General features: G+C 60.1%; 12 protein-coding genes, 1 tRNA gene and 1 pseudogene. 8 read left to right on the plus strand and 6 right to left on the minus strand.

Annotation, left to right across the window (positions count from 1 at the left end):
* Positions 1-30: 30 nt before the first annotated feature.
* A complete protein-coding gene (locus tag EA797_RS00320; RefSeq protein ID WP_122163151.1) occupies positions 31-1023 on the minus strand; it encodes a TRAP transporter substrate-binding protein in 993 nt (330 codons plus the stop codon).
* A 171-nt stretch (positions 1024-1194) separates the two neighbouring features.
* Positions 1195-2136, minus strand: a complete 942-nt coding sequence (locus tag EA797_RS00325) for a LysR family transcriptional regulator (protein WP_122163153.1) — start codon at positions 2134-2136, stop codon at positions 1195-1197.
* A gap of 300 nt (positions 2137-2436) precedes the next feature.
* On the opposite strand from EA797_RS00325, the gene EA797_RS00330 reads away from it, so the two are divergent.
* The gene (locus tag EA797_RS00330; RefSeq protein ID WP_147456795.1) at positions 2437-2670 is read left to right on the plus strand and encodes a hypothetical protein; all 234 of its coding nucleotides are present in this window, start codon (positions 2437-2439) and stop codon (positions 2668-2670) included.
* A gap of 151 nt (positions 2671-2821) precedes the next feature.
* On the opposite strand, the gene ampC is transcribed toward EA797_RS00330, so the two are convergent.
* Together ampC and EA797_RS00340 are read right to left on the minus strand one after the other, a co-directional pair.
* Complete coding sequence (ampC, locus tag EA797_RS00335; protein WP_244214041.1) at positions 2822-3985, minus strand: class C beta-lactamase; 1164 nt, start codon at positions 3983-3985, stop codon at positions 2822-2824.
* Between the two features lie 22 nt (positions 3986-4007).
* A complete protein-coding gene (locus EA797_RS00340; protein WP_122164626.1) occupies positions 4008-4376 on the minus strand; it encodes a PH domain-containing protein in 369 nt (122 codons plus the stop codon).
* Positions 4377-4519: 143 nt separating this feature from the next.
* On the opposite strand from EA797_RS00340, the gene EA797_RS00345 reads away from it, so the two are divergent.
* Together EA797_RS00345 and EA797_RS00350 are read left to right on the plus strand one after the other, a co-directional pair.
* Complete coding sequence (locus EA797_RS00345) at positions 4520-6646, plus strand: TonB-dependent siderophore receptor (protein ID WP_122164627.1); 2127 nt, start codon at positions 4520-4522, stop codon at positions 6644-6646.
* A gap of 59 nt (positions 6647-6705) precedes the next feature.
* Positions 6706-7431: a DUF4198 domain-containing protein gene (locus tag EA797_RS00350; RefSeq protein WP_122163157.1), complete on the plus strand. Its 726-nt coding sequence runs from the start codon at positions 6706-6708 to the stop codon at positions 7429-7431.
* Positions 7432-7515: 84 nt separating this feature from the next.
* Here EA797_RS00350 and EA797_RS00355 read toward each other — a convergent pair whose 3' ends face one another.
* Entirely contained in the window at positions 7516-7797 is a 282-nt protein-coding gene (locus tag EA797_RS00355; protein ID WP_244214042.1) for a LysR substrate-binding domain-containing protein, read from the minus strand.
* A 51-nt stretch (positions 7798-7848) separates the two neighbouring features.
* On the opposite strand from EA797_RS00355, the pseudogene EA797_RS00360 reads away from it, so the two are divergent.
* The 3 genes and pseudogenes from EA797_RS00360 to EA797_RS00370 form a co-directional block, all read left to right on the plus strand.
* A pseudogene (locus EA797_RS00360) lies at positions 7849-8028 on the plus strand (CitMHS family transporter); the annotation flags it as partial.
* 292 nt (positions 8029-8320) lie between these two features.
* The gene (locus tag EA797_RS00365) at positions 8321-9445 is read left to right on the plus strand and encodes an alkene reductase (RefSeq protein ID WP_122163161.1); all 1125 of its coding nucleotides are present in this window, start codon (positions 8321-8323) and stop codon (positions 9443-9445) included.
* Positions 9446-9534: 89 nt separating this feature from the next.
* Positions 9535-9840, plus strand: a complete 306-nt coding sequence (locus EA797_RS00370) for an ArsR/SmtB family transcription factor (RefSeq protein WP_122163163.1) — start codon at positions 9535-9537, stop codon at positions 9838-9840.
* Positions 9841-9948: 108 nt separating this feature from the next.
* Here EA797_RS00370 and EA797_RS00375 read toward each other — a convergent pair.
* Positions 9949-10025: transfer RNA gene (locus EA797_RS00375), tRNA-Arg, on the minus strand.
* 326 nt (positions 10026-10351) lie between these two features.
* Between EA797_RS00375 and gabD the strand changes: the two genes are divergently transcribed.
* Together gabD and EA797_RS00385 are read left to right on the plus strand one after the other, a co-directional pair.
* Complete coding sequence (gene gabD, locus EA797_RS00380) at positions 10352-11800, plus strand: NADP-dependent succinate-semialdehyde dehydrogenase (RefSeq protein ID WP_122163165.1); 1449 nt, start codon at positions 10352-10354, stop codon at positions 11798-11800.
* A 293-nt stretch (positions 11801-12093) separates the two neighbouring features.
* Positions 12094-14199 (plus strand): 3-hydroxyacyl-CoA dehydrogenase NAD-binding domain-containing protein, encoded by a 2106-nt coding sequence (locus EA797_RS00385; protein ID WP_122163167.1) that lies wholly within the window; start codon positions 12094-12096, stop codon positions 14197-14199.
* Positions 14200-14241: the final 42 nt, after the last annotated feature.

Genomic DNA, 14241 nt, shown 5'->3' on the forward strand with positions numbered 1-14241 from the left:
TAGGCCGCTACGCGAGCGGCCTGACGGGCTTCACTGCACGGCTAGGGCTTTGTCCAGAAGCTCCTTGCCGCCTTTTACCTTCTCGGCGAAGTACTGATACGAGGATTCGCGTGCGACCTGCATCCAGGCGTCGTGCTGTTCCTTGTTCAGGCTCACCACCTCCACACCGGCTTTGGCGAACGTCTCGTTCATGCGCTTTTCGCCCTTTGGGCCTTCTTCGGCGAAGTAGGCTTCGGCTTTGCTCGCGGCTGCCAGCATCGCTTCTTTCTGCTCTGGGGTAAGGCGCTCGAAGGTGCGCTTGGAGATAAGCACGGGCTCATACATGAACCACAGTGCGTTCTCGCCCGGTGCGGTCAGGCATTTCACCTGCTCGTACAGGCGGTACGAGACAAAGCTGTCATTGGAGGTGTTGGCGGCGTCTAGAACGCCCGTTTGCATACCTGTGTAGATCTCCGACGACGGCATCGACGAAATCGAGGCGCCAGCGGCGGCAAGCATGTTTTCGAACGCAGGGCCGGCGGCGCGGATGACCTGCCCCTTGATGGTATCCGGCGAGGTAATGCAGTTCTTCTTGGAAGCGAATCCGCCGGCCAACCATGCGTTGGCAAGGATGATCGCGCCGTTCTTCTCTGCCAGCGCGTGGATTTCCTTCATGAAGTCCGAATCGTTCAGGCGCTGAGCGTGCTCATAATTCTTGACCAGGCCAGGCATCAAGGTGGCGGAGAACTGCGGAACTCGGCCTGATGCATAGTCCAGCGGCAATGCGGTCATGTCGAGTTGGCCACGTGTCATCGCACCCCATTGTTCGTTGGCTTTGTACAGGGACGACGCGGAATAGATCTGGATGGTGAGGCCGACATCGGCAGCGGCGACTTCCCGGGCGATGATCTGCACCATTTCGTCACGGGGGTCACCCTGGTTGCCCGGGAACTGGTGGGACGCGCGCAGGACGGTATCGGCGAAACTGGGGATGCTGGAAGCCAGCAGAGCAGCCGCAACCGAGGTACGGAGTAGGGCTTTCATTGGAATCTCCTAGATTGACACTTCAGAACCGCGGGTCGCAGCTCATAGTTATTTTTATTACGTCAGAGAGAATTTCTTGTAATCCGAGCGTCCTTGCTCGAGTCGGGTTGCAGGCTAGCGCGCGCAAGGGGGGCAGACAATTAAGACCCACCCACCATCGTTACGCCAAAGTTAATGATTAATGGTGGCCCCTGTAATAAGGCTGGTACGGGAGCGATACATGCGGCATTCAGCAACCAGTGCCAGCAGGTTGGGATCGCGCTCCTTGGCCTTCAGGAACACCACACCGATCTGTTGCTGGAGGCGATAACGGCTTTGCAGAGGGATCAGCCGAATGCGGTTTTCATAAACCGCGGCGACCCGTCCCGGCAAGAGCGCGTAGCCGACGCCTGAACTGACCATGCTGAGCAGCGTGAAGATATCGTTGACCTGCATCCCCACGTTCGGCTCGAAGCCCGCTTGGCTGAATACGCGAGCGCTGTCGCGATGGGTCGCGAAGCCCTGAGTGAGGGTGATGAAGGTGTCTTCGCGAAGGTCAGCCAGGTCGACCTCCGCCTGTTCGGCGAAGGGCGAATCGGCGGGCACGGCGAGAAAGATATCGTCGGCGAACAGCAGCAACTGTTCGCAGTCCGGGTTGATGTGCGTGTCGTCGAGCGAGACCAGAACCGCGTCCAGCTCCATGTTCTTGAGTTTGTAGAGCAGGTCGACGTTGGAGCCGAGAATCAGATCGATATTGAGCTCGCTGCGGCGCAACTTGAGACCCATGATCAGCTGCGGAACTGTCCTTACCGTCAGTGAATACAGCGCCCCGAGCTTGAAGCGCTCCGCCGAGAAACCGGCCGCCTCGCGCGTCTGGCGTACCGTTTCGACGACGTCCTTGATCAGCAGCTGGGCCCGTTCTTCCAGGACCAGGGCACTTTCAAGCGGTATCAGGTTACGGCCGTCGCGCTTGAACAGCGGGCAGCGCAACGCGCTTTCCAGCGAGTGAATGGCGCGGTGAACGCTGACGTTGCTGGTGTTCAGCTCCGCGGCTGCCTTTGTCAGGCTGCCGCTGCGCATGAAGGCCAGGAACACTTCCAGCTTTTTCAGCGTGAGTTCTTCATCGATCTGCATGGACTAGGGGCTCTGAAGAGAGTTTCGATTATGCCCGGCTGCGATCATGAGTCGGGCAGGTCCCGCTTGTTGCAGCTGTTCAGGGAAGCCTGAATACGGGACTACATACAGTGGTGCTAGCGTGCACATCGCATGGCCTTAAGCCTTTACTCATGCAACTTGCAATGTTTAAAAAAATGCGCGCATTGTTAAACCATTGAAATAAAAAGGAAAAAATTTAAGCCGGTTCCTGGCACGGTCACTGCTCTAGCGTTCACTGCTTTCAGAAGCGCCCTTGCCAACCGGCAATGGCCAATTGACATGCAGCTGGACCATCGAGCCAGCTTAGGAAAGGAAAAAATGGACAGCAGGCTGAACGGTAAGAGTGAAATTTGGGCCGATGGATATTCATTCATGGAAGTCACCGAAACGCTGCTGATGGCTTTGGGTATCCGCTCGGATGACCGACAGGCCGAACGTCCATCCCACGAGCAAGCTGAGCCAGCCACAGCATCTTCGGCGCAAACGGCTCCTTGTGCAGATATCACCAACTAACGCTGCACCGTCGAGCGCCATTGCGACGGGCTGCGAGTAGTGTGTCAGACGCTATGCAGATCCCGGCCGCGGGTCAGCATAGTGTCGTGAGCCCTCAGATTCTGTTCGGGGGTTATCGTTTCTAGCCTCGTTACCCAGGGTGTTGGCGCTCCTATTCAGCCAGATGAGTAAGTATGCGATAGGCGAGTTTTACTCGTTCCTCGTTGGGGTAATAGCGGTTGGCGAGTATCACGATCCCCAGTTGCCTGGCGGGTACGAATGCCACATAGGCACCGAAGCCATTGGTCGAGCCGGTCTTGTTGATCCAAACGTCCAGCTGCGGCGCCAACGGCGGCGTTATTGTTTCGACTGGATGAGGTTCGAGCGCCATCTTGCTGCTGTTGCCCACCAGCAGGTCTTTTAACGCGACCGGATAGCGGTACTGCTCCCAGACCAAGGCCTGCGTCATCTCGCCGACTCGGTAGTAGCCAGTCCGGGTGGCGGCCATGGCCTGAATGACCTTGTCATCGATCTTGATGACTCCGAGCTGGGCCTCGACGAATTTCAGCAGATCCTCGCTGGTGGTCTTCACGCCATAGGCTTCAGCGGCCAGCAACGCGGGGTTCAGCCTGACCGGCTCGCCTTTCTGGTTGTACCCCTGTGCATAGCGCGGCATGTCGCCCGTCGGGACAGCGATATAGGTGCTGGACATACCCAGCTTTGGCAGTAGCTGCGTCTGCAGAGCGTCAGTGTAGGAAAGCCCCAGGCTGGCAGCCGTGGCCCGGCCAAGCAGGCCGATACTGGGATTGGCATAAATGCGGTAGCTTCCTGGGGTGTGTTGCGGCTGCCAGGTACTGAAGTAATCGTTCAGCTGCTGCTCATCGCCGACTTCGTCGGGTAGCTGCAGCGGAAAGCCGCCCGCGGTGTGTGTGGCCAGGTTGATCAGCGAAACCGGTTCGAGCGCAGTGTCTTGCAGCGCCGGCAGATGGCGACCCGGGCTGTCGGTCAGCGAGAGCTTGCCTTCGGCCTCAGCGTAGGCGGCGAGGGTAGCCGTGAGCGTCTTGCTGACCGAACCTACTTCGAACAGCGTATCTCGGGTAACGGGCTGTTGTGTCGTTTTGGAGGTCAGGCCGAAGTTGTAGAAGCGCTGTTGTCCCTGCGCGGTGATCGCGATGGCGAGGCCGGGGATGCCGTGCTGTTCCATCACCTTTCTGGCAGCGTCATTCACTGTTGCGTCGATGTCCGCCAGTTTCGTTGCTGCCATCCCTGTCTGGCTGATCATTGCTGCCAACCCCACCGTCAGCAGCCCCAAGCCGTGGGTTCTCAGTGAATGCATCGTTACTCCTAGAGGCGTTCGTTCAGAGCAGATTCCTGGAAATGTGTTTCGATATCTCGACGATGGCGGTCTTGCCGGTGAACTCGAACTTCACCAGACCCAGCGAGGAAAAGTAGATCTCCAGCTCCGAGTCCAGATCGAAAGTGCCGGAGGTCTCTACCGAGTAGGCGACGATGTTCTTGTAGGGCAACGAGGTGAAATCCTTCTTGCTGCCAGTGATCCCTTGCACGTTGACGGCGATGATCCGCTTGGTGGTGAACACCACACCGTCACGCATCGACTTGTAGGCATCGACTACCTGTTCATCATCCAGCAACAGGGACCTGACCCGCTCGGCGTACTCGTTGTTCTGCTTCAGCTTGAAAAAGCCTTTGTTGTTGAAATCGATCATATGCGCGCTCGCAGGGTTGATTGGTGTTGTGGTGACTGCATGCTGCCGCACCCAGATACAGCTTTCCAGAGCGGGATGCGGCATTGACACCGCTGGGCGGCTTCGATCAAATGTTACGGTATAACATCAAATCGGAAGCGGTCATGAGCAACAGCAGGGTTGTAGCACGGTTACTGGGAATTGCCGCTGCGGCGGGTTTGGGCAGCATGTCGGCGCTGGCGCAGGAATCGGACAGCGCAGTGCTCGATGAAGTGGTGGTCACGGCAGATCGTGAGCAGGCCGAGGTCAAGGGATACCAGGCCCGGCGCTCAGCAAGCGCCACCAAGACCGATAGCCCGCTGGAGGAGGTGCCCCAGGCGGTCAGCGTCATTCCTGCTACGGTGCTCGATGACCTGGACAGCCCCCGCATCGAGAAGGCCCTGGACTACGCCGGTGGCGTTGCGCGTCAGAACGACTTCGGCGGCCTGACCATGTACGAGTACAGCATCCGCGGGCTGACCACATCGGAATTCTACAAGGACGGCTTCAGCGTCAACCGCGGATACATGAACCCGCAGGACCCCTCCAACGTCGAGCGCATCGATGTGCTCAAAGGCCCGGCCTCCAGCCTGTATGGCCGCGGCGACCCAGGCGGCACCATCAACATCGTCAGCAAGCGTCCGCAGAATGATCAGTTCACGCGCCTGGACCTGAGCGCCGGCCGTTGGGATCGCTACCGCAGCAGCCTGGACGTCAACACGCCCCTGGATGACGACGGCAAGATGCTCTACCGCATGAACCTCGCGGTGGAGGACAACAAGAGCTTTCGCGATTACCGCACCAGCGAGCGTCAGTTCTTCGCCCCCGCGTTCAGTTGGGAACTGACGCCACAAACGCGCCTGCTGGTTCAGGCTGAAGTCATTCGTAGCAGCCAGGTCTTCGACCGCGGCGTGGTTGCGCCGAACGACCGTCTTGGCCGCGTTTCGCGCTCCGACTTTTTCGGTGAGCCCGGTGACGGAGAAATCGACAACAACAACGAAAGCCTTCAGGCCGAGCTCGAGCATGACCTGAACGCCAGCTGGACTGTTCGACTCGCCAGCCATTACAAGCAAGGTAGGCTGAGCGGCGGCGCCACCGAGGCGAGCACCCTTGCTGCTGACGGCCGCACGCTCAACCGGGAGTACCGCTACCGCGATTACGATTGGCAAGACAGCATTACTCAGCTGGAGCTGCGCGGCCTGGTCTACACCGGCGACATCGAGCACAACCTGCTGATCGGGACCGAGTACGAGCGCTTTGCCAAGGCCGAAGAGGTGCTGCGCACTCGTCCCATTTCGCAAATCGACATCTACGAGCCGGTCTACGGCCAGCCACGATTGCCATTCAGCGTAGGTCCAGGCGGGCGCAGCACTGATCGCCATGAGCTGGTCTATTCCCGTTCACTGAACCTGCAGGACCAGATGCGCTTCAGTGAGAAGCTGTTCGGCGTCATTGGCGCGCGTTATGACCACTACGAGCATCGCCTGGACAACGAAGTTGCCGGCACACGCGTCGAGCAGACCCACGAAAAGATCACGCCACGCATTGGCGCGCTCTATCAATTCACGCCTGAGGTCGCTGTGTTCGCCAACGCCTCACAATCGTTCAAGCCCAATACGGGTGCGCCCCGGCCTGGTACCGGAACGTCATTCGATCCGGAGGAGGGCGTCGGCTACGAAGCGGGCTTCAAGTTCGATCTGCTCGACAGTCGTCTGGGCATGACCATTGCTGCTTTCCACCTGACCAAGGAAAACGTGCTCACTGCCGATCCGGTCGATTCGAGCTACCAGATCGCGGCGGGTGAAGTGCGCAGTCGCGGTATCGACCTGCAACTGACCGGGCAGTTGACCGACGAGCTTCGCGTGATTGGTGCCTATGCCTACGTGGATGCCGAAGTCACCGAGGACAACACCCTGGCGCGCGGCAGCCGTCTACTCAACGTTCCTGAGCACAGCGGCAGCCTGCTGGGCGTTTATGAGTTCCTTGACGGCGGCCTGCGAGGCCTCGAGCTCGGCGCTGGCGTCAACTATGTCGGTGATCGTTCCGGCAATGTCGCGGACAGCGGTTTCGAACTGCCGGGTTACACCACTGTAGACTTGCTGGCGCGCTACAAGGCCACCCAGGATCTGACTCTTGGTGTGAATCTCAATAACGCCTTCGACCGCACCTACTACGAGCGGTCCTACAGCAACGTCTGGGTCATGCCGGGCGAACCGCGCAACCTCAGCCTGAGCCTGTCGCTGAATCTATAATGCCACCCGGCTCGCTCCCCCGAGCCGGTTGTCACCAGCCCCATCCGTAAGGAACAACAATGAACAAGCAACACGCGAAAATCGCCGCTGCACTCCTGGCCGCCATGTTCGCCGGACAAGTTTCGGCCCACGGCATCTGGACCGCGGAACGGCGCGGCAACATCGAGGTGATCTACGGCGACGGTGCCGAAGACAATGCCTATGACCCGAAGAAAATTTCCGGGGCCTGGGCAAGCGACCTGCGGGGCGGTCGTATTCCGGTGACCGTCGAGAAGCTCGAGGACCACGCGCGCCTCAAGCCAACGGAATCGGCCGCGGTGCTCAGCGTTGCGCTGGACAACGGTTACTGGACCCAGGCGCCAGACAAGAAGTGGCTCAATGTCGGAGAGACCCAGGTACCCGGCGCGCTGGATTCCGGGCGCTACTACAAGTACACCCTGGCAGTGCTGGAGGAGGGCGCAAAGCTGCCCCCCTTGGATAAGCTGAAACTGGTGATCGTGCCCCAACAGGACCCGTTGTCGGTTGAAGCTGGCAAGGAATTGGAAGTCCAAGTCCTGGTTGACGGCAAACCGGCTTCCGACGTCGAGCTTGTCGCCGACTTCGTGAACGCACCTGATGAAGTCGCGACGAAAACCGACGCCCAGGGCAAGGCGAAAATCATCGTGCGCAACCGCGGCCTGAATGTCATCGCAGCGTCCACAACCGTTCCGAACGATGACCCCGATGCGCGTGTGCGCGGCATGTTCTCCTCGCTGAGCTTCGTCAGCGAGAAGCACGAGCACTGATCACCCAGCGTTGCTGCGTCGCAAATGAATAGGCCGCCGCCTTCGGGCGGCCCATTCCGCTCATTCATGACGGCCAGGATCAACTCATCGGCTAGCTAAAAGCCGCTCATGCAAGAAGGCCATGAAGGCGCTCATTGACGGTGAGCGCGATACTGGCCCCGTTTCCAGCAGTCCGATGGACCGCCGTGCGGGTTGCTTGATCGGCACCACATGGCAGCGTTCGATGTTGAAAACCGAGGCGCAACTGGCCGGCAACAGGGAAAACCCCAATCCTTCGCGAACCAGCGCAACGGCCGAGCTCATGTGGGCGACTTCCCAGGCAGGCGAAGGATCCACGTCCAGGTGCCGCAGCGCGGCATCGGCCAATGGGCGAATGCTGGTATCTGGCGTAAGGGCGATATAGGGCAGTGCACGAGAATACTGATCGGCGAGAACACGGGCTTCGCCATCAGCCCTGTTGTCCCGAGCGTCTACCTGGCCCTTGCCCTGGCCGGGGTGGAATTACGCAAGCACATCGCCTTTACCTTCTTCTGGGCCTGGGGCGTGAGCCTGATCATGCTGGCGTTCGCCGTGGCGATCGGCGCCGTGCAGGTCTGATCTGTCATAGAGCGGCGAGAATAATCTCGTTGGGTCGCTAAGTCGTTGCAGCCAACCGGTCCCAGCTGGGGCTGGGCCAGCAGGTGAGCCCGGAGCACCCTGTAGCCCAATCGGATAGCGATCACAGCAGAACCGTATAACTAGATATTGACATTTATCGATATGATGGCCAGCATCGCCGGGCTGGTGCAGCTGTCGCCCCGAACTGATCAGGGCGGCCATAGCTCACTGATCCATCGAGCTAAGCCTCATCTATTTATATCTATTAACCACGATATCCAAATATTACGTTATGAATTATCAATCGCTTTTTGCACCCACGACACTTGGCCCCTATCCGCTGCGTAACCGCATCGTGCTGCCGCCACTGACGCGCTCGCGCAGCACGCAGCCGGGCAATATTCCAAACGAATTGATGGCCGCCTACTACCGGCAACGGGCCGGGGCCGGCTTCATGGTCACCGAAGGCACCCAGATCGAACCACGCGGCCAAGGCTATGCCTGGACGCCGGGCATTTACAGTCCCGAGCAGATCGAAGGCTGGAAGGCGATAAGCCAGGCGGTACATGCCGAGGGCGGGGTGATTTTTGCGCAGTTGTGGCACGTCGGCCGCGTATCGCACACCTCCCTGCAACCGGGTGGGGCGGACCCGGTCGCGCCTTCGGCAATTCCTGCACGTAACGTCAAGGTGTTCATCGAGACCGGGCCGGGCGAAGGCATGCTGGCGGAGCCATCGACCCCGCGAGCGCTTACCAATGCAGAGGTCAAAGAGTTGGTGCAGCTCTACGCCCAGGCTGCGCGCAATGCGTTGGAGGCTGGCTTTGACGGCGTCGAGATTCATTGTGCCAACGGCTACCTGGTCAACCAGTTCATCTCCGCGCATACCAATGTCAGGACCGACGAATATGGCGGCTCGCTGCATAACCGCCTGCGCTTTCTCCGTGAAGTGGTCCAGGCCATTGCCGATACCATCGGCGCTGACCGTTTGGGCGTTCGCTTTGCGCCGCTGTTCGCCAGCACGGATGAGGAGCGCGTCTACCTCGGGCTTGTCGAGGAAGACCCACAGGAGACCTATGTCGAGGCAGTCAAATGCCTGGAAGAAATCGGTGTTGCCTACCTTTCCCTCGCTGAGGCCGACTGGGACAGCGCGCCCGAGCTGCCCGACAGCTTTCGCAAGGCAGTCCGCGAGGCCTTCAGCGGCAAGATCATCTATGCCGGCAGATACACGCCGGAGCGCGCAGCTGCAGCCATCGAAGCCGGGTGGGCAGACCTCATCGCATTCGGCCGACCGTTCATCGCCAACCCCGATCTGCCAGCACGTATCGCCAATGGCTGGCCGATGAACACGCTTGATCCCAATAGCATGTACGGCGGTACCGCCACGGGTTACACGGACTATCCCACGCATTCGGCCTGAGCCCCCGCTGCGTGCCTGACATCAGCAGGCACGCAGCGATTCGGCACGAAGTATCGTAAGATCGCGAAAACCCACTAGCCGCCGCGAATATGAACATAGACGTCAGTGAAGCGCTGAAGGCGTTGGACAACCCAACCCGCCTGGCCATCCTTACCCTGCTCAAAGACCCGAAGACCAACTTCCCGGAGCAGGAAGCCGATCCCGAGCAGCTGGGCGTCTGCGTCAGCATCATCCAGGAGCGGGTAGGGCTGTCTCAATCGACTGTCTCCAATTACCTCGCCGCGCTCCAGCGTGCTCAGCTGGTGACCTCACAACGCATCGGCCCCTGGACTTACTACAAGCGAAACGAGCAGAAGATCGCCTTGCTGCTCGAGGCGCTCGAAAAAGTCATATGAGTTAGTTTGATGACTCGCGAAGTAAGCGTGCGGTTTGACGTCACGCTCATCGATTTGGATAAAAAACAAAAGCCCCGGATGAATATCCGGGGCTTTTGTTTTTGAAGATGGCGCACCAGGCGGGATTCGAACCCACGACCCCTGCCTTCGGAGGGCAGTACTCTATCCAGCTGAGCTACTGGTGCGTTGCGGGGCGCAATCATACGCATGTCGTCTGCGGTCGTCCATGGCGCTTCGGCGGCTGCGTGGCTGATGGTTCAGGGCTTGATGCGCCGATTCGGTTGTTCATCAGGCTGAGCTATGGTGCGTTAATTTTTTCGAACATGATGTTGCCTGTTATCGGGCGCAGGCCTAGGATTCGTTCGAGATTTCAAACGCTCTATGATCCAGCTGGAACCCCAAGGCCAAGCCTCGTTCTGACCTTAGTCGGGCGGTTCCACTGCCAACTGCCCCGTACGGCCTCAGGCCTTGATTCATTGTCCGGCCCAGCGCCGGCTCGTAGGAGACTGCCATGCAACTCAAAGACACTTCGCTGTTCCGCCAGCAGGCTTATATAGACGGGGCCTGGCAGGATGCGGATGGCGGCCAGACCATCAAGGTCAACAACCCGGCCAACAACGAGATTCTTGGCACCGTACCGAAAATGGGCGCCGCCGAGACGCGTCGTGCCATCGAAGCCGCCGAGCGTGCGCTTCCCGCCTGGCGTGATCTGACCGCCAAGGAACGCTCACAGAAGCTGCGCCGCTGGTTCGAACTGATGATGGAGAACCAGGACGACCTGGGCCGGCTGATGACTTTGGAGCAGGGCAAGCCGCTGGCCGAGTCCAAGGGCGAGATCGCTTACGCCGCCTCGTTCATCGAGTGGTTCGCCGAGGAGGCCAAGCGTGTCTATGGCGACACAATCCCAGGCCATCAGAAAGACAAGCGCATCATCGTCATCAAGCAGCCGATCGGTGTGACCGCGGCCATCACGCCGTGGAACTTCCCGGCAGCAATGATCACCCGCAAGGCCGGCCCTGCGCTTGCCGCAGGCTGCACCATGGTGCTCAAGCCTGCCAGCCAGACACCGTTTTCCGCCCTGGCCCTGGCTGAGCTGGCTGAACGTGCCGGCATCCCAAAGGGCGTGTTCAGCGTCGTCACCGGGTCGGCCGGCGACATTGGGGACGAGCTGACGGCCAACCCGACCGTGCGCAAGCTCAGCTTTACTGGCTCCACGGAAATCGGTGCCAGGTTGATGGCCCAGTGCGCGCCCGGTATCAAGAAGCTCTCGCTGGAGCTGGGCGGTAACGCGCCTTTCCTCGTTTTCGATGATGCTGACCTGGACGAGGCCGTCAAAGGTGCCATGCAGTCTAAATACCGCAACGCCGGTCAGACTTGCGTGTGCGTCAACCGTATCTATGTCCAGGACGGCGTGTACGACGAGTTCGCCAAGAAATTTCAGGCCGCGGTGGAAAAGCTCAAGGTAGGCAATGGGCTGGACGAGGGGGTGGACATCGGGCCGTTGATCGATGATCGCGCCGCGACAAAGGTCCGCGAGCACATTGAAGATGCTGTCGCCAATGGTGCGCAGGTGCTCACCGGCGGCAAAGCGCATCAGATGGGTGGCAGCTATTTCGAGCCGACACTGATGGTCAATGTGCCGCACAACGCCAAGGTGGCCAAGGAAGAGACCTTCGGACCGCTGGCGCCGCTGTTCCGCTTCAAGGACGAGCCAGAAGGTATCGCGCTCGCCAATGACACCGAGTTTGGCCTGGCGGCCTATTTCTACGCCCGCGATCTGGGCCGCGTGTTTCGCGTCGCCGAAGCCATCGAGTCGGGAATGATCGGCATAAACACCGGCATGATCTCCACCGAGGTGGCGCCGTTTGGAGGCGTGAAATCTTCCGGGTTGGGTCGTGAAGGCTCGAAGTACGGGATCGAGGATTACCTCGAGATCAAGTACCTCTGCCTCGGGTTGTAAGCAGGTCAGGCACGAGGAGCCGCCCCCACGGGGACGGCTCCTTTTTTATGCCCGGCAAAACGAAAAGGCCAACGAGCCGGTACTGGATGCGCTGCCTGCAATTACTTGTCACCTGTACAAGCCGATGCTGGCCTCGGTTATCACGGGAACGCTGCATCGCTTATGGAGCTTGCTAGGTTCATCGATTATCGCCAGTCTCTCGACATGCGGAAATGACTCGACTATTCTGCTGTGCGAAACATGATTCCGTGAAATAACAATTCTAATCATCATTTCACAAGCGGAGGCCTGCCATGACGGAAGCCGTAAGGCTCGAAATTCGGGGCGAGATCGCTCTGATCAAGGTCAACAACCCACCTGTCAACGCCCTCGGCCAAGTGGTACGAGAAGGCTTGCTGAACGCTTTTCAGCGCGCCGAAGCGGACCAGCAGGTCCGTGCCGTGGTATTGGTGTGCGAGGGCAATACCTTTATTGCCGGCGCTGACATAAAGGAGTTCGGCAAGCCGCCGCAGGCGCCGAGCCTGCCGGAGGTGATCGAGGTTATCGAAGGCTGCAGCAAGCCGAGCGTGGCGGTGATCCATGGCACTGCGCTGGGTGGCGGACTTGAAGTCGCGCTGGGTTGTCATTACCGCATCGCCCGGCGGGACGCCAAGGTCGGCCTTCCGGAAGTGAAGCTGGGATTGTTGCCCGGCGCCGGCGGCACCCAGCGGCTGCCGCGTCTGGCCGGCGTCGAGAAAGCGCTGGACATGATTGTCAGCGGCACGCCGATCAGCGCCGCCGAGGCGGTCGAGCACAATATCGTCGACGAGCTTTTTGATGGTGATCTGGTGGACGCCGGTCTCGGCTACGCCCGTCGTATGGTCGAGGAAAACCGCGCACCGCGACGCACTGGCGAGCAGACCCAAGGTCTTGAGGGCGCCGACAACGAGGCCCTGATCCGTGCCAAGCATGCTGAAGTCGCCAAACGCATGCCTGGGCTTTTTTCACCGCTGCGTTGCATCGCAGCGGTAGAGGCGGCCACTCAATTGCCCTTGGCCGAGGGGCTCAAGCGCGAGCGCGAGTTGTTCGCCGAGTGCCTGAACTCGCCTCAGCGTGGTGCTCTGGTTCATTCATTCTTCGCCGAGCGCCAAGCTGGCAAAATCAACGATCTGCCATCCGATACGAAGCCGCGGTCGATCAAGACCGCCGCGGTGATCGGCGGCGGCACCATGGGTGTCGGTATCGCCCTGAGTTTCGCCAATGCCGGGGTGCCGGTGAAGCTGCTGGAAATCAACAAGGAAGCTCTGCAACGCGGCCTGCAGCGCGCACGCGACACCTACGCGGCCAGCGTCAAGCGCGGCAGCCTGACCGAAGACGCGATGGAGCAGCGCCTTGCGCTGATCACAGGCGTCACTGATTACGGCGCCCTGGCCGATGCCGACGTGGTGGTCGAGGCCGTATTCGAGGAGATGGGCGTCAAGCAGCAGGTGTTCGAGCAACTGGATGCGGTGTGCAAACCCGGCGCGATACTCGCCTCCAATACGTCCTCACTCGATTTGGATGCCATCGCGGCTTTCACCAAGCGCCCAGAGGACGTGGTCGGCCTGCATTTCTTCAGCCCGGCCAACGTCATGCGCCTGCTGGAAGTCGTGCGTGGCGAGAAGACCAGCAATGAAGTGCTCGCTACTGCCATGGCCATCGGCAAGCAGCTGAAGAAGGTCTCGGTTGTTGTGGGTGTCTGCGACGGCTTCGTTGGCAACCGCATGGTCTTCCAGTACGGCCGTGAGGCGGAATTCCTCCTGGAGGAGGGTGCCACGCCACAACAGGTCGATGGTGCGCTGCGCAACTTCGGCATGGCCATGGGACCCTTCGCCATGCGCGATCTGTCGGGCCTCGACATCGGCCAGGCGATCCGCAAACGCCAGCGCGCGACGCTGCCAGCGCACCTGGATTTCCCCACCGTCTCGGACAAGCTCTGTGCCGCTGGCATGCTTGGGCAGAAGACCGGTGCCGGCTACTACCGTTACGAGCCGGGTAACCGCACGCCGCTGGAGAACCCTGAACTCGGGCCTATGCTGGAAGCAGCGTCGCGAGAAAAGGGCATCGAGCGAAAGGCGCTGGACGAGCAGTACATTGTCGAGCGCTGCATCTTCGCGCTGGTCAACGAGGGGGCGAAGATTCTTGAAGAGGGCATCGCCCAGCGCTCCAGCGACATCGACGTCATCTACCTCAACGGCTATGGCTTTCCGGCCTTCCGTGGCGGGCCGATGTTCTATGCCGACAGCGTTGGCCTGGACACCGTGCTGGCGCGGGTCAAGGAGCTGTACTCACGTTGCGGCGACTGGTGGAAGCCGGCACCACTGCTGGAAAAACTGGCCGCCGAAGGCCGCACCTTCACCGAATGGCAGGCCGGGCGATGAGCCCCGCCCGCCTGCACTCAGAACGGACATCGAGGATTCATC

This window comes from Stutzerimonas zhaodongensis (assembly GCF_003696365.1).
In the GTDB taxonomy this organism is placed as follows: Bacteria; Pseudomonadota; Gammaproteobacteria; order Pseudomonadales; family Pseudomonadaceae; genus Stutzerimonas; species Stutzerimonas zhaodongensis.

What these genes read in the sequence shown, in the direction of transcription:
- EA797_RS00320 (WP_122163151.1), bottom strand. Translation starts at nt 1,023, where the DNA reads ATGAAAGCCCTACTCCGTACCTCGGTTGCGGCTGCTCTGCTGGCTTCC.
- EA797_RS00325 (WP_122163153.1), bottom strand. Translation starts at nt 2,136, where the DNA reads ATGCAGATCGATGAAGAACTCACGCTGAAAAAGCTGGAAGTGTTCCTG.
- EA797_RS00330 (WP_147456795.1), top strand. Translation starts at nt 2,437, where the DNA reads ATGCAGCTGGACCATCGAGCCAGCTTAGGAAAGGAAAAAATGGACAGC.
- ampC (WP_244214041.1), bottom strand. Translation starts at nt 3,985, where the DNA reads ATGCATTCACTGAGAACCCACGGCTTGGGGCTGCTGACGGTGGGGTTG.
- EA797_RS00340 (WP_122164626.1), bottom strand. Translation starts at nt 4,376, where the DNA reads ATGATCGATTTCAACAACAAAGGCTTTTTCAAGCTGAAGCAGAACAAC.
- EA797_RS00345 (WP_122164627.1), top strand. Translation starts at nt 4,520, where the DNA reads ATGAGCAACAGCAGGGTTGTAGCACGGTTACTGGGAATTGCCGCTGCG.
- EA797_RS00350 (WP_122163157.1), top strand. Translation starts at nt 6,706, where the DNA reads ATGAACAAGCAACACGCGAAAATCGCCGCTGCACTCCTGGCCGCCATG.
- EA797_RS00365 (WP_122163161.1), top strand. Translation starts at nt 8,321, where the DNA reads ATGAATTATCAATCGCTTTTTGCACCCACGACACTTGGCCCCTATCCG.
- EA797_RS00370 (WP_122163163.1), top strand. Translation starts at nt 9,535, where the DNA reads ATGAACATAGACGTCAGTGAAGCGCTGAAGGCGTTGGACAACCCAACC.
- gabD (WP_122163165.1), top strand. Translation starts at nt 10,352, where the DNA reads ATGCAACTCAAAGACACTTCGCTGTTCCGCCAGCAGGCTTATATAGAC.
- EA797_RS00385 (WP_122163167.1), top strand. Translation starts at nt 12,094, where the DNA reads ATGACGGAAGCCGTAAGGCTCGAAATTCGGGGCGAGATCGCTCTGATC.